The organism is Aquimarina agarivorans (assembly GCF_000218485.1).
Lineage (GTDB): Bacteria > Bacteroidota > Bacteroidia > Flavobacteriales > Flavobacteriaceae > Aquimarina > Aquimarina agarivorans.
Genome location: NZ_AFPB01000059.1, coordinates 1 through 16101, shown reverse-complemented (window position 1 = coordinate 16101; position 16101 = coordinate 1). Strand labels below are relative to the sequence as shown.

The window sequence follows — 16101 nt, the reverse complement described above, 5'->3', positions numbered from 1 at the left end:
AGTATAAATCCACTAAACTAAACTATGAATATTTTCAATTAGTTTAGCGTATTTTAATAAATTATCAAAAAGGATATTGTTATAATTTGGGCGGTACAGGCTACTGCTAAACTTTTTGCCAATACTCAAAATTAAATAATATCAAATTAATATTACTGAGCAAAAATACTTAAGTATAAAGTTTAACATTATACTATAATAATGAAAAAAATATAGCTAAATTACTCACACTTTGCATTTTATTCACATTCACTGTCTTTTCCTTAGATGCTAAATTATGAAAACAGACAAAAAAAATATTGCTACAATATCACAATTTATAACGATTTTAACATTAAATTACTTGAAATTGAATCAGTAATTTTTTTAATAATTTTATATCAGCACCGATATAACTTTTAATAGTTTCGTCCATTTAAATACTTTTAAACTGAATCATAAAAACAAAAAAGCCTAGATTTTTGAAAACTCTAGACTTTTTTATGGGTATTGGCAATTAATATAGGTATTGCGCTATTCTTTTATTAGCTTAACTACTTGCTTAGTAACCGTGCCGCTTTCTGAACTTTTAAAATTTACTACTACTAAATACATTCCATTAGTCAAATTTGTAAGATCTAATGCACTTGTATTAGTAAAACTTGCTACTAAATCTCCTTTAAGGGAAAAAACGTCAATTCCTGTAATTGTAAAGTTAGCACTAAACGAAGATTCAATGTTTACGTAACCACTAGTTGGATTAGGATAGACTAAAAATGGGTTTTTATCAGCTTCTAAAATTTTTGCCCCACTAGCAGCTACCAGTTCAAATTTTTGATTATCATTTGTTGCTGAAAAACTCCATAATTTTACATTTCCATCATTACCACTACTTTTATCTAAAGCCATGGATACACAATGAACTGGCTTAAAATAATGTGCATTACCATTTTTTTCTATATACCATTTTTGGTGATTGGAATTTGCGTTTGTCCAAGTTTTAGAATTTGCATTTCTTTCACATTTTCCAAAAGCAATTTCTAAAAATCGATTTGTCCCTACATTTTTAATTTGATGAATTCCATTCCCAATATGTTCAATTTCCCACTGATGGTCAGGGAATATATTGGTTGAATTAAACATTCTTGTATTGTGCTCATCCCAACTCGGTGCAATCAAATTTTGTTGATTCGCTAAACTTTTAATGGTGTATACCCCATTAATTTGAACACGACTAGCAGTTTTGGAATTTTGTGTTTTTTCAACTTTAATTGAGGAAGTTTGATCGTTAAAACTTTCTGCAATTAAACAACTATTATCCGAGCTTAACACTAATGTTTTACCTTTTAAATCATGCTCATAAAGCGTGACTTTGTAGCCCTTAGGCACCTTTATTGATGACAATTGATCATTACGAAAACGCGTCTTAAATTGTTTAAAATCGTAAGTTCCTGGAGCAAAAGTAGCATTAGCTCCTTTAAAATTGCAACCTAAATATACAGTGACTCCATTTTTTTGATCACCTCCTATAGTTGGTTTTGATGGGCGTTTGGCTCTAGCGGGAACATCAGCTTTTTGAAACCCCATCCCTTGACCACCAGCAAGTACGTATGGTCTGTCTTCATTTGAAATATCAATGGAATTAAATGTATTGAAGGCCGCACCTTTATTTTGTTTTGTCCAGTTCTTTCCACCGTCATTTGTAAACCATATACCATTACTGTTTTTATTATAACCTCCAGATCCTATCGAATTAGATGAAGTAGCATAAATAACGTCAGAGTTTTTTGGCATTACAGCCACTTGTCTCATGTATTTATCTGTAAGTAATTTTGTCCAACTATTCCCTTGATTTTTACTTAAAAATAAGCCCCCATCTTGTCCTTTTCCATGCGTAGTAACATATACCCAGTTTGGATTGTTTGGATCGGTTACAATATCATAAACCCCTGTATAATTAGTTGATCTTATGTAAAGTTCATCATTATCAGCAGGAAAGTCGTTAAAACTATTTACTTTATTCCAATTAGCACCCTTATCAGTAGATTTCCATAAACCTTTAGCACCACCAGCATATACAATATTACTATTAAATTGATCTACAGCAGTATAATTACAAAATTTATTATCAAGCACTTTTCGCCAATTTCTTCCGTCATTTGTACTTCTAAATACTGAACCTTCTGAAGTTAAATAAAGTGTTCTGTTAGAAATAGGGCTATTAGGGTCTAAAGAAAGACCGTTTACGTAAATAGTAAGATTTATTTCGTCTGAATTTACAATTTCCCAACTATCAAATTGCCCTGTTTTGGTATTTCTTAAAATATGACCTGTTTTACTTGTAGCCCATACCATATTTTCTCTGTCAGGATCTGCAACAATTGAATGAAAGCTACCTCCTCTTCTTTGCCCCCATCCGTATACGTTACCTTCACTGTTACAGTTTTCCCAAGACTTTCCTTTGTCTAAACTTCTCCAAAAACCCATGTCAGGTAATGCTAGATAGATAATATTTGGGTTTTTAGGGCTTATTACCATATCCATGTTAACCAAATTATCTACACCTGTACTTTGCCACCCATTAGCGCCAACTCTTTTACCGTGTAAAACTTTAAAATTACGACCTCCATCTGTGGTGCGACCAATAAATTGGGCAGAAAAAGTATAAAAATTATTAGGGTTGGATAAATCTTCTCCCATGTTTCTACAATAACCATCACTTGACCCTCCGTAAGCTATATCACCACTAAAAACAGTTTCCCATCTAGAAAAATCGCTTATTTTAGTAAATGAATTCCCACCATTGGTAGAAAGTCGCACTCCAGCCCTTGAGTTCCAATCTTTAGCTACATGTAATTCAAGAAGCGTAATATTAGAATTGTTAGGGTTGATACGTATAACACCACCTTGGTCTTGTATTTTTGACCAAGTATTTCCTCCATTAGTGCTTTTGTAAAGTTTGCTTTCTAAACCATCTCTCCAAAATCGATTATCACAATCTGCTTTAACTGTTGAAAGATACATTGTATTTGAGTTATTAGGATCTACAGCAAAATCAGCAACTTCCGTAAAGCCCTCAAAATTATTATTATCGGTTATATTAGTCCATGCTGTTCCTCCATTAGTACTTTTAAAAACATCAGCAACAGAGCATGAGGGTCTTCCTCTTCCAGTAATTAAGTATACTGTATTTGAGTTGTTGATATCTACTATAACTTTTAGGATTCTTGTATTTGGCAAATTGGTTTTCAATTTAGTCCAAGTATCACCTGTATTGGTTGTTTTAAATATCTCCGCATTTTTAGAAGTCCAATTGCCTAAATGGCTAGCAGCATACCCTACATTAGGGTTATTGGTACCAAATTCTATATCCGAAACATATCCTTTAGTATCTATAGTTTTGCGCCAGGAGTCTCCACCATTAGTAGTTTTGTGGATACCACCACTAGCTATAAACATAATGTTACCATTAGTTTTATGAAATCCTATTCCAGAGACATGCGTAGATTTAACCCCTCTACTTGCTCCTATTACATCCCAAGAGCGCCCTCCGTTTTTACTTCTGTAAGTACCACTTAAATCACTCCCTGCAAGAACGATTCCAGATTTACTGGCACCAATACAGCTAAACCAACCTCCACCTCCTGGATTGGTCCTAGTCCAATTATGCGTTTGACTTAAAGCTGATAAATTAAATGTTAAAAAAGTAATTACAAACAAAATATTACACATTTTAATGTTTGTAAATACTGTTGATGAGTGACAAGATTTAAATGAACCGTTTAAAATTCTTGTAGTAATTTTATTTTTCATTATTTAAAAAGTTGACTAGTTATTATATATAACGTTCGAAAAACAATGAATATTAGTTAAGAAAAAGCGGCTTGACGGTTCCGACCACAAAAGGCTTCATTTTATAGTTGTTTGTCACTTTTTTCAATATGAAATCGACTCTTTTTATTAAAAGTAAGATGGATGTAATGAAGCGTAATTTTAAAAAATGAGAAATTTTTAAGTAAAAAGTAGCGCATTATTATAGTGATTTAGTTCCCCCTTTTTTTTTAAAATCCTTATATCAAAAAGCAGGAATCAATAAAGCCATAAATAACATAAACTTCTGATTATTAAATAATTCACATCAAAAACTAAACTTTATTAAAGTATAGTTTTTCATTAAAGAAACACAAATTATATTAACTCAAATTGAACGAGCATATAAAAATAAAATAAACACCAAAATAACTATAACGTTTTTGTAAATAGAATTTATTTACAAAAAAAAATGATGCTAATTTTCTCACTTTAATAAATTATATTCAGTGTGTATAAAATAATACGTTACTTATTCTAATCCATTTAACATTGTTAATTATATCGTTATCCACGCTAAAGTAGTTTTTTCTCTTAATCATTTACATGAAAAACTAGCTAGTGCAATTAGATTATAATTTTATAAATTAAACATACGGATAAGGGTTTTACAATAAAAAACTGTACATTGCTTTTACTTAAAATTAATTTATTTGAAAAAAGCGCATTTGTTAAGGCTCAAATTAAGTTGGCAGTCCTTCTTATTGCACTATGGGCTAACATAAAGAAAGTTAAACTTTTTTGAAGTGAGCTGCTACCCAGTTATTTTTATCAATTTTGGTATTAAAAACTAACTCCAAGTTAACACAAGTTTTTTTAATTATCTCAAAATCTTCCTCGTAAAATCCGCTTAGTAATAAATCACCTTTTGCTGCTAAGCATGTAACGTACTTATTCATATCAGCGATTAAAATATTTCTATTAATATTTGCTATAATTAACTGGTACGTTTTATTGTCAAGTAAACTTGCATCTCCTTCATAGGCTGTTATGTGTGTACAGCTATTGCGCGCTACATTTTCCAGAGTGTTTAGGTAACACCAATTATCAATATCAATGGCATCAATAGGTTTCGCCCCTCTCATTTCGGCCAATATGGCCAACACACCAGTTCCACAGCCCATATCCAGTGTTTTCTTGTCCTTTACATCTAAAGTCAACAAATGCTGAATCATCATATGAGTAGTTTCATGATGCCCCGTCCCAAATGACATTTTAGGTTCTATTACAATGTCAAATTCCACTTCCTTTTTTTCATGAAAAGGCGCACGGACACTACATTTTTGATCCACTAAAATAGGTTCAAAATTCTTTTCCCATTCTTCATTCCAGTTTACTTGTTCAATCTCTTCTTGTACATAACTTATAGTAAATTCGTTAGAACTTAATACGTATATATCTTCTAAAATACTAGGATTCCAATCCTTTTCTTGTATGTAGGCATTTACGCCTGTTTCAGTTTCTACAAAGCTTTCAAAGCCCACAGCACCTAATTCGGCTATTAATATTTCAGTAGCGGGTTGTAATGGAGAAATGGTAAAATTATATCCTTTATATATTGGAGTCGACATTTATTATTTTTTTTAAATGTGTTCACTTTCGTTAAGTGGGGATAAAAGAATACTTAAGTACTAATGTAACATTTATAAGTAATATAACAAACAAAGCATGAGTTAAATTGCTCATGCTTTGCATTTTATTTAAATTTATTTTTTGAGTTTTGCTTTGTTATCTAGCGTTAACAATACCAAAAAAGTCTTCTGCTTTTAGTGCAGCACCACCAATAAGTCCACCGTCAACATCTTTTTTTGAAAAAATTTCTTCGGCATTCGTCGGTTTGCAACTCCCTCCGTAAAGGATTGATACACTTTCTGCCAAATCAGCGCTATATTTGTCCGCCAGTGTTTTTCTTATAAATGCATGCATTTCCTGTGCTTGATCTGCCGTTGCCGTTTCACCCGTTCCAATTGCCCAAACTGGTTCGTAAGCTAAAATAATCTGCTTAAAGGCATCTGCATTTAAATGAAATAATGCATTTGAAATTTGGCTTGCAACAATTTCAAAGTGTTTTCCAGCTTTTCTGTCTTCTAATTCCTCGCCAAAGCAAAAAATAATTTCCAAGCCTTCAGCCAATGCTTTATTTACTTTTTCAACCAACAAAGCATCAGTTTCACCGTAATAAGCGCGGCGCTCACTGTGTCCTAACAAAACAATTTTTACACCTGCATCTTTTAACATTGCTGCCGAAACCTCCCCCGTGTAAGCTCCACTATCATGCTGACTCATATTTTGAGCAGCCACCTCAATTCCACTACCCGATGTTGCTGCTACCGCAGTAGTTAAGCTTACAAACGAAGGCGTGATAATTACACGTGCACTTGATGTTTTAGTTTGTGCCTTTAAATCAGCTATCAAACTTTTAGTCTCGGTCACGTTTTTATTCATTTTCCAGTTACCTGCAACAATTTTTTGTCTCATGTTATTTTTAGTAAGGTTATTTTATCAATTTGATTCTTGGGTCTAACCACCCATAAATAATATCTACAAATATATTGATTCCTATAAACAATAATGCAATTACTAATACCGCTCCCATTACAATTGGCAAATCCGATGTATTTAAAGCATCAACAATCTCTTTACCTATACCATTCCAACCAAACACATACTCCACAAAAACAGCTCCAGCGAGCATGGAGGCAAACCAACCCGAAATTGCAGTTACTACTGGATTAAGCGCGTTTTTTATAGCATGTTTATAAATTACCCTTGCGGTAGAAAGTCCTTTTGCTTTTGCGGTACGGATATAATCTTGCGAAAGCACTTCTAATAAAGAATTTCGCATTAATTGCGAAACTACCGCTAAGGGTCTGATTCCCAAAACTACAGCGGGTAATACTAAATTTTTTAAATTTAAATGTATGCCTTCGCCAAAATCATCTAACTGATATAAACTGCCTGTCATTGGCAAATGGGTATATTCTCGTAATACAAAACCAAACAACCAGGCAAATAAAATGGCACTAAAAAAAGAAGGAACACTCATCCCCAATGTACTCACTAATTGAATAGTTTGATCAATCCATGAATCCTTTTCTATTGCAGAAATTACTCCCAAAAATATTCCAAGTAATAATGCTATTATAATTGAAAATACAGCCAGAACTGCTGTATTGGGCAATGTTTCTTTTATTACGCTACTAACTTCTTTTCCTGTTTTTTGAAAGGATTCTCTTAAATAAGGAAACTTTAAAACAACCTGATAACCATTGATTTTGAATAGCCGTTTGCCAGAATATTTATTTTCGGAATAAAAACAAAAATTTTCAGGATTTAGGCTATGAAATGAAATTGGAGACAAGTCATTTAAATAATATCCATATTGCGCTGAAAGTGGCAAATCAAAGCCGTATTTTTTACGTACTATTTGTAATTGCGCTTCATTTTCATTTTGGCCAAGCATCATTTGCGCCGGATCCCCTGGCAACACATTAAATAATAGAAAAATTACTGAGACTACACCGAAAAGCGTAAGTATCGTGTAAGCAATTTTATGTAAAATATACCTTATCACTTAAGGAAGTTCAATTTGTTCAGCATCATTCCAATGCAGTTTTTGTTTGATGGTTCCGCCATTTAAAACAACAATTCCAGGGTTGGATCGTACTATTGTTTTAAGCGCAGTTTCATCACAAAAATAAAAATCAAAAGGCAAGCCATAGGTGGATTTAATATTACCAATTTTATCAGCTCCCGATGCTGAAATTCCAATGACTTTATACCCTGCTTTGGTAGCTTGCGTATATACATCTGCTAATTTCCCCATCCCGTCAGCCTCTGATTTAGATAAATTATAACAAATAATAGTGACTAATTTATCTTCATTTAAAAATTGATCGGTCAAATCTTGATCGCCTTTTTCAATAGAAAAATCATGAATTGGGGGTACATAACCTTCTTGCTTTACTTCGGTTTTAACTCCTATAAATTTTCCTGAAGTTTGTGGATAGGCACCTTCGGTGGTGATAATTTTTGTCTTTCCATTTTCCTCAAACTCCCAATTATAATCAAAAATAGCCTTAGGTGCACCCTCAGGTACGGACATTCCTTTTTTGATATTTACGCCTTCTTTGTATGCCCTAAAATCAACTTCTGGTAAATGCATTAAAACGTGATAAGCATACCACATACACAAAATAAAGGCAACAAACGTAATTAAGGTATTTGCAAATTTGGAAAAGAATGGTGTTAAATGCTTCCTACCTACAAAAATTAAAAGAATTAAGGCTGTGAGTACTACATCCTTTCCAAAAGATTGCCAGGGGGTGATTTTCAAAGCATCACCAAAACAACCACAGTCTTTTACTTTATCAAAATAGGCAGAATAAAAGGTTAGAAATGTAAAAAATACAATCATCCCTAACAAGGACCAGAGTGTAAATTTTACTTTATAACCTATAATTAAAAGCACACCAACCATCACTTCAAAAATGACAATGAATATAGACAATACTAAAGCATATGGATTTAAGAATTCTAAATTCAATACATCGGGAGCAAAATAATCCGTTAATTTATATGAAAAACCCAAGGGATCGTTCAGTTTGATAAATCCTGAAATAATAAAAAATATTCCAACAAAAATTCGAAAAAATCCAACAAGTACTTTCATCTTTTTCTTTAGCTATTATTGGCTATTAGCTTTTAGCTACTAGCATTAATTATTTTCAAACGCCCAAGGCCTCTTTTTTTTCTTGAAATTATGATAGCGCGCACCACTGCCAAATGTTAACCCCAGTGCTATGACGCTTTGGTAATATCCAGCCCCTCTGATAGTGCTTCTAGTCTTACTATTTGAAATAAAAAGACTTCCAATAAGTGCTGTTACTCCAGTTATTGTTAATATTCCGCTAATTTTATCTGTTACATCAGTCCTTTTTTTAGCTTTTTTATTTCTGTAACTAGTCACAAAATTTATATCATTTAAACCAATAGTATAGGTTTCTCTTTCATTTTCAGATTGGTAATTAGTATTTATTTTTTTGCCATTAATTTTTTTATAAGTACAATATGAATCTAAATTTAAAGTCAACGAATCTTTGGCAATAGATTTTATTGTTCCTTTTATTGACATACAATCAATACATCTTCCTTTTTCATCAACTTTATTAGTCTTTTGAACGTCCAAAAATGAATCTTTAGTTAGTTTTACCTCAAATCTCCCATTAGTTAATTTGTTATTTTGTCCAAAAGAATTAAATCCTATTATAAATAGAGCGAAAAAAAATAATTTCTTTAAATATATTAACATAATTTTATTTAAGACAAATGAATCATAGCAAACACTGCATAATTTATCATGTCTTGATAATTTGCTGCAATCCCTTCGCTTACTAGTGTTTTTCCTTTATTATCTTCAATTTGCTTAACGCGAAGTAATTTTTGAATAATTAAATCGGTTAAGGAACTCACCCGCATATCACGCCATGCCTCGCCATAGTCGTAATTTTTGGCTTCCATTAAGGCTTTAGTTTCTGCAATGTATATATCATACAAACTAACCGCCTCATCGGTATTTAAATCAGGTTGTGTTGCAATGCCTTTGTCAATTTGAATCAACGCCATAATGCAATAATTGATAATACCAATAAATTCTGACTCTTGTCCTTCGTCTACCTTACGTTCTTCATTCTCTTGTAAACTACGAATACGTTGCGCTTTAATAAAAATTTGATCGGTTAATGAGGGTAGTCGTAAAATGCGCCATGCACTTCCGTAATCTGCCATTTTATTTGAAAACAAGGTGCGGCAGGTAGTTATAACGGCATCGTATTGTTGCGAAGTGTTATGCATAAAAAGTATAAATAGTATTCAATTCCATAAAGAAATGGCAATTTATAAAATTGCCCGTAACTTTGTACCTTTTCCACACTAAATGTATTCAAAATAACTGCTACATGACTATTAATTGCCTTGGAGATTTAATTGAATTAACTAATCCAAAAATATTAGGAATAGTAAACCTTACTCCAGATTCTTTTTATGACAGCGGCTCCCTTAAAAATGAAGCAGCTATAATTAGTAAAGTAGAAAAAATGTTGCAAGACGGAGCCGACTTTATTGATGTTGGGGGATATTCCTCACGCCCAGGCGCCACAGATATTTCTATTGACGAAGAAATGAATCGCGTACTTCCTGTAGTAAAACTATTAGTTAAAGAATTTTCGGGGATTCGATTATCAATTGACACCTTTAGAAGTTCTGTTGCCAAAGCTTGTCTGGATCAGGGGGCTGCATTAATAAATGATATCTCTGCTGGCAACTTAGATGCTGAAATGCTTAAAACTATAGCTGCTTACCAGGTGCCTTACATCATGATGCATATGAAAGGCAGCCCGCAAACCATGCAGTCATTAGCCAGTTATAAAAACATTACGCAAGAAGTATGTTTTTATTTTTCAGAAAAAATAGCCGAAGCACGTGCCTTAGGGATTCATGATATTATTGTGGACCCTGGCTTTGGATTTGCCAAAACGCTTGATCACAACTTTGAATTGTTGACTAATTTTGAGATACTTAAACAATTAGATGTGCCTATATTAGCAGGAATCTCACGAAAATCCATGATTTACAAAACCCTAAACACTACAGCCGATCAAGCTTTAAACGGTACTACCGCGCTACATATGATAGCCCTACAAAAAGGAGCCAATATATTGAGAGTACATGATGTTAAAGAAGCAAAGGAGTGTGTTGTTTTGTTTGAGGCTATAGCCAAATTTGATAACACTAAGCCTAAGTAGCTGAATTTTTAAATTAATTGCTAGTATGTTAAATATATAATATGCCAAAAAAGTGAATGTTATTTTTGATTTATTTGTTAGTTTTGAGCAAACTAACAAAACACACATATGAAAAGTATTTTATTAAAATTATTTTTAGCAACTTCTCTAATATTTATTACCTCATCCTGTGATTCTGATGATAATGATAGGTTTCCTGTTACATTGAATTTTAAACAAGTTGATGAACGTTTTTTGTTTTTCCAAAATGGAGCTGAGTCTTCAGAGGTGCCTGAAGAAGTTTTAAATTCTTTCTTAAATAGTAGAGTATCATTAAAAAAGGAGGAATTCGAAAATGACAGTAAAAATGATTTTTTTAAATTTTTAAGTGAAACTGAAATTGAAATTTCAGAAGAGGGCGACATTTTTAAAGCTAAATATGAATTTGTAAACAATATTCTTATTCTTATTGGAGAAGATGGGGAGCGATTTGTATATGGTGAAGGAGATATGACTAAAATTGTTACTCGATTTACAGCAGGTCAAGTAAAAGGTGAAAATTCGTCAGGTGGTTTTTCTAGTTCAATTGAAGATGAAGGTGATTTACCTTTTTTTCCTGCAACTTTTGAAAACTCTAAAGAATTTCATGAATATGATGCTATAGAAGATATTATGGGAGATGAAAGTTTGTTACTGCAAAACCTTACTTTGACTTTTGAATAAATAGAAAATTTGATTGTGGAGCAACTATCTTTGGTGGTACAGATTTATTAGGTGTATAATTAATAGATTTGAAATATGACCAATTCCAAATAGGAAATAGATTTTGATAAGAACTTAGTTCTTAAAATTCACTCCACTTTTTTGAAAAAAACTAATTAAAAACCTTAGAATTTAACTATAGCTATGAAAAATTTATTGCCACGCCTATTACTTATCGTATCATTTTTCAATTTAATTTCATGTAGTGATGAATCCGAAGATAATTCGCCTTCAGCCTGTATTAATGCTAGTAAAAATTATGTAGAAGTAGGTGAAAAAGTTAAAATAACAAATTGTTCTAAAAATTTTAAGTCTATAGAATATTCCTATTTTGACTCTCAACAACAAAAACTAGTAACAGTAACTACACCTGATATAGAAGTTAGTTTTCCAAAGCCTGGCGACCATTTAGTAGGTGTAAAAGTGTTTGGTGAAAATGGAGAAACTAACTCTAGTAGCATTACTATAACTGTTAATGACTTTGAAGAAAACCTATTTTTTATTAATATTCCAAATGATTTTGAATCTATTCCTTTGGGTGCAGGGATAGACGCTACTACAGGAAAGCTTTATTATATAGATCTTTTGGGTTCCAGCTCAAGTGGGAGGGCCTACTATTATAAAGAGTTAGACAATGATTTTAAACAAACTTCTCAAGTTTTTTTAAGGGATCAAACTGAAAATACAGGATCAGCTGCTAGGTTTTTACTTACTAATGGCGATAAAATTATAAATACTGTTAATACGTTTAGTACCAGTTTTTTTTCAAGAGAGATTAAGATTGATCCTGAAAATAAAGTAGCTGTTGATTTTACAGGTATTAGTGTTGTTTATGGGAACATTGCTGTAAATGAAAATAGGATATTTTATGGTAGTGAATCAAAGTTTAATGAAGAAAGCCAAGTTACAGAAAGGTATCCTGCAATAGAAATTAGAAATGAGGACAATGTGGTTATAGATACAAAGATTTACATGAACACAGAATTAGATTTTAAAAACACCATAATATCAGATATGATTGAAATAGATACTGGTTATGTGGCATTTGGAGGAGGATTTTCAAATGATGGAAATAGTATAAATTCATATACCCCTTTATTGATCTTTTTTAATACTGATTTAGAAATAACGAAAACAAAGTTATACCCAAATTCAAAGTTAACATCGCCAGATACGTTTTTATCATTTGATTCCTTAAATTCTTTAATGCATATAGAAAAGTTAGCATCAGGCAAACTTGTTACTTATGGACTTGGTGAACTTAGAATTATGGATTTAAATGGAGAGGAATTAATTTCAAAAGGAACTCAAAGTGGCGGATTTTTATTAAAATTAGAGGATTCATTTATTATAAGTCGAAGAGGGTTTTTAACCAAATATGATGAATCAGGTAATATTATAAAAGAAATTTATACCAAAGCAGATATTTCATCAAATTTAATTTTAGATAAAGAAAGAATTTTATTTGTTACTGGTTTTCAGACTAGTGAGCCAAATAGGGTTTCATTATTTAAACCTTTTATAGGAGCTGTTGATAAAAATTTAAACTTTATAAACTTAAACTAAACTTCAAATTTATTATAGTCAGTCAGATTAGTTTTTTATAAACAATGAATCTATACTATTTAAATAGTTTGAATATTCTAAATGAAGCCTAAAAGGCGTATTTAGAATACACAAAACCCTTGTTTTACAAGGGTTTTGTTGTAAGTTAAGTTGAATAAAAACCCCGAAAACAGCTACAAAGAGCTAAAAGCGGAGTTCTACTTGTCTTTACTTATGAAAAAGTAGCAGCATTAGTGACTTATCAATAATCTATACGTATCAAGATATTCTCTGAATACGCCTTTGTAATGTTACTCTTTAATTCTTTTATGGAAATAATCAGCCCAGCGAACTTCTAAAAATTCGATAATTTGCGCTTTGGTTTTTCCAGTGTCATGTAATTCAAAAGCGCGTTTTAAATACTTGTCTCGTAATAGTTTTAATTCACCATCGGCTTCAGTGATTTTATCGGGTGTTATAGCCCATTTTTTTAAGGTGCTCAATAATTTATTGTGAGCATCTAAGCGTTGTTCTTGGATAGTAATAACACGTTCTTCTTCAGAGGTGTCTTTTCCTTTTTTATTCGCTAGTTCTCCTAATAAATAATCCAATTCGCGCTCCAACTTATAACTTATTCCCTCAGCTTCTTGACCTAGTTTTAAATAAGCATAATAAAGCATATTGTAATAACTAGCTTCAAAATCATCATAGTCACTTAATTTTTTTAAATAAGCTAAAGCAACAGTTTTGTATACTTTTTTGTCCTTTTTTTCCGAATCGTGCAACTGTTCTTCTAAAGCATTCAATTCTTTTTTTCTAACAGAAGTGAGGTAAGGGAAATTTCCGTTAAAGGGTAGTTTTACTAATTGAGGAGTGATATTAATGGGGGTGTTTTTATAATGATATTTTCTGTAATCAATAGCAATAGTATCATGTGTTTTTTTATTCTTTTTAGGAAGTTTAATGTTGAGTTTCGGTTTTTTAACGCCAAAAGCATAATTGTAACCAAAAGTTGCCGTAAACTCACTCAAAGAAGCTGAATTATCTGAATTCCGAAATAATTGAATGGCATTTACATTAAAATTATGCACTTTTTTTAAGGAATAGCTGGCACCAGCCCTAAGGTTGGTAACATTGCTTTTGCCTCCAGTGTTATCTGATTGATTATAGGAAGCCGAAAAACGACTCGTCAGTGTTTTTTGAAAAAAACTTTTAGAGATGCCTAAAGTAGGTCCCCATGTGGTAGCGTCTTCCCTTCCGATCGTATTAAAAGTAGTGTTGATAGCAGAGGTAATACTAATGTTGCGTTCCGAAAAGCTAATGGTATGTCCAATATTTAAATTATGAAATGTAGAGGCATCTCCAATACGCACTACACCCCCTTGCTCGTTGGCTACGTCATTTAAGTTGTAGTTGATGTTTAGGTTTTGGTGGGCTTCTTTTTTGGGTGATACTACATAGTTGATGTTCAAGTTAGCGGTTTGCGATAATTGCCTAAAATCCAAATCTTCCACGGCTTCATCAGTCAAATCACTATCATTAATATCTTCAAATTGATTGGGTTTAATATTTGTAAATGTGGTAAAGTTGGAATACATGCCAGTAAGGGTTAAGCGTTCGTTTAGGCTTAAAGTAGCATTGGCAGCACCAATAGTTCGATTGGTATTGTTTGCTTTTTGACCGTCTAAATCGTCACGTTGTAAACCAATATCAATCCCTAAAACCAGTTTGTCTTTAAAAAAGGAATTGGTAGCATTTACGGTTATATTCTCAAAATCATTATTAAAAAAATAAGCGCCCAATGTGGTGTATCCAGGATCAATACGTTCGTAGCCAATACCCACACTAACTTTGCCTTGTGTGTAATTCAAACCCGTTTTTAAAGCATTGTAATAGGAGGTAGCAGCTCTGTTGTTAAAAAATGGTTTAACTATTGAAAAACCACTAGCTTCATTTTTAGCAGTTCGCGTATCTGTGGTAATGGCAGTGTTGGCAAATTCTGCCTGTACTGTAAATTGTTTATTTAATTTAACCTGAGATTCAATACTAATCACTAAATTTTCTTGCGGTAATACACCTCGTGCTTCAGGAATGCTATCTAAGGAATTCAGATCGTCTTTAGCATAAAAAGTAATAAGGCCTATTTTGTATCGCTCTTTTTCATACGAAGTTTTAAATCCGTAGCCCATACGATCAAAAGCAGGCTGAGTTCGAGCATCGCCATCATCGGGAGTAGCCTTGAGTAAGCGCCCTCCCATTAGGCTTATTTTAAAAGGCCCTTTAGGTGTTAATTCTAAGCCACCGCCAGTAAATTGATGTCCACTTAGGGTGTAAGGCGAAAAGTTCATATTTACAGACCCAATATGCCCAGTAATCCATTTGTATTTGGGGTGTAAACTCAGTCTATTAAAATCAAAGGGCAATTGGTAGCCTAAATCTTCTCCTTGATTACTATAACTGTATGTAATTGGTAAAGAAAAACTGTAGATAGAAACATTCAAAGTGCCTTGTAAAAAGTACGTAAAAGGATTGCGACTGGCATTTTGGTTGGAGTTGTAATACACGCCGTTGGCAGAAACAATACCACTTACTTTTAAAGGCTTACTTTTTTTTATGGTTTCGTAATCAATGTTTTGTGCTAAACAATATGGAGCGCTTATCCATAAAAAGAAAATAGTAAATGATATGTTGTAAAAACTTCTTATAACTTTTTCTTATAATTAAAACCACGCTTGTTGAATATTCAACAAGCGTGGTTTATGTTTTTTTAGATAAATTTATTTTTTTGTGTAGACTGTGGCTCCATCATCATTTGATAAAGTTAATGTGTTGGAATCAACGGTAAATTCGGATATAGTTGTGGATGAGGTTGTGCTATCATTTCTCACAACTGTAATGTTTTCTCCTTCAATGGTATATGTTCCGGTATTTGGCTCCTCTAGTTTGCATTTGTCAGATCCGTCTTCATTTTTTCCATCATTATCGTATGAAGTTGAGGAGAAAGTTCCATCGTCGTTTATTGTTAATACACCTTTTTTTTCACATACTGAAGCTTCTTGAATTTCGCCGTTTTCTTCAATAAATGAGGCTATTTGCCATTCACCAACAATTGGGTTTTTTGTGTTATTTGAAGCATCATCATCACTGCTACAAGAAAATAAAG

The 16101-nt window shown here is 32.4% G+C and carries 12 protein-coding genes; 3 read left to right on the top strand and 9 right to left on the bottom strand.

Features of this window, described 5'->3' with window-relative positions; translation table 11 throughout:
- Nucleotides 1–513: 513 nt before the first annotated feature.
- The 7 genes from GMC_RS0102265 to GMC_RS0102230 all read right to left on the bottom strand — a co-directional run bounded on the left by GMC_RS0102265 (nucleotide 514) and on the right by GMC_RS0102230 (nucleotide 9702).
- The gene (locus GMC_RS0102265; RefSeq protein WP_010520607.1) at nucleotides 514–3792 is read right to left on the bottom strand and encodes a T9SS type A sorting domain-containing protein; all 3279 of its coding nucleotides are present in this window, start codon (nucleotides 3790–3792) and stop codon (nucleotides 514–516) included.
- A gap of 788 nt (nucleotides 3793–4580) precedes the next feature.
- A complete protein-coding gene (prmA, locus tag GMC_RS0102255; RefSeq protein WP_010520606.1) occupies nucleotides 4581–5420 on the bottom strand; it encodes a 50S ribosomal protein L11 methyltransferase in 840 nt (279 codons plus the stop codon).
- A gap of 157 nt (nucleotides 5421–5577) precedes the next feature.
- On the bottom strand, nucleotides 5578–6327 hold the full coding sequence (gene tpiA, locus GMC_RS0102250; RefSeq protein ID WP_010520605.1) for a triose-phosphate isomerase: 750 nt from the start codon (nucleotides 6325–6327) through the stop codon (nucleotides 5578–5580).
- Nucleotides 6328–6343: 16 nt separating this feature from the next.
- Entirely contained in the window at nucleotides 6344–7423 is a 1080-nt protein-coding gene (locus GMC_RS0102245; RefSeq protein ID WP_010520604.1) for an ABC transporter permease, read from the bottom strand.
- A complete protein-coding gene (locus GMC_RS0102240) occupies nucleotides 7424–8521 on the bottom strand; it encodes a BT_3928 family protein (RefSeq protein ID WP_010520603.1) in 1098 nt (365 codons plus the stop codon). It abuts the gene before it with no gap.
- Nucleotides 8522–8566: 45 nt separating this feature from the next.
- A complete protein-coding gene (locus tag GMC_RS0102235) occupies nucleotides 8567–9160 on the bottom strand; it encodes a hypothetical protein (RefSeq protein WP_010520602.1) in 594 nt (197 codons plus the stop codon).
- An 8-nt stretch (nucleotides 9161–9168) separates the two neighbouring features.
- Entirely contained in the window at nucleotides 9169–9702 is a 534-nt protein-coding gene (locus GMC_RS0102230; RefSeq protein ID WP_010520601.1) for a DUF1599 domain-containing protein, read from the bottom strand.
- A 104-nt stretch (nucleotides 9703–9806) separates the two neighbouring features.
- Here GMC_RS0102230 and folP point away from each other — a divergent pair, with 104 nt between their 5' ends.
- The 3 genes from folP (at nucleotide 9807) to GMC_RS0102215 (ending at nucleotide 12959) form a co-directional block, all read left to right on the top strand.
- Nucleotides 9807–10652, top strand: a complete 846-nt coding sequence (gene folP / locus GMC_RS0102225) for a dihydropteroate synthase (protein ID WP_010520600.1) — start codon at nucleotides 9807–9809, stop codon at nucleotides 10650–10652.
- A gap of 108 nt (nucleotides 10653–10760) precedes the next feature.
- Nucleotides 10761–11354, top strand: a complete 594-nt coding sequence (locus tag GMC_RS0102220; protein WP_010520599.1) for a hypothetical protein — start codon at nucleotides 10761–10763, stop codon at nucleotides 11352–11354.
- A 183-nt stretch (nucleotides 11355–11537) separates the two neighbouring features.
- A complete protein-coding gene (locus tag GMC_RS0102215; protein ID WP_010520598.1) occupies nucleotides 11538–12959 on the top strand; it encodes a PKD domain-containing protein in 1422 nt (473 codons plus the stop codon).
- Between the two features lie 290 nt (nucleotides 12960–13249).
- Here the strand turns inward: GMC_RS0102215 and GMC_RS0102210 are convergent, their stop codons facing one another.
- On the bottom strand, nucleotides 13250–15439 hold the full coding sequence (locus tag GMC_RS0102210) for a TonB-dependent receptor (RefSeq protein WP_238527900.1): 2190 nt from the start codon (nucleotides 15437–15439) through the stop codon (nucleotides 13250–13252).
- Between the two features lie 276 nt (nucleotides 15440–15715).
- Nucleotides 15716–16101, bottom strand: a 386-nt coding sequence (locus GMC_RS18745) for a lipocalin-like domain-containing protein (RefSeq protein ID WP_010520596.1), incomplete at its 5' end; no start/stop codon positions are given.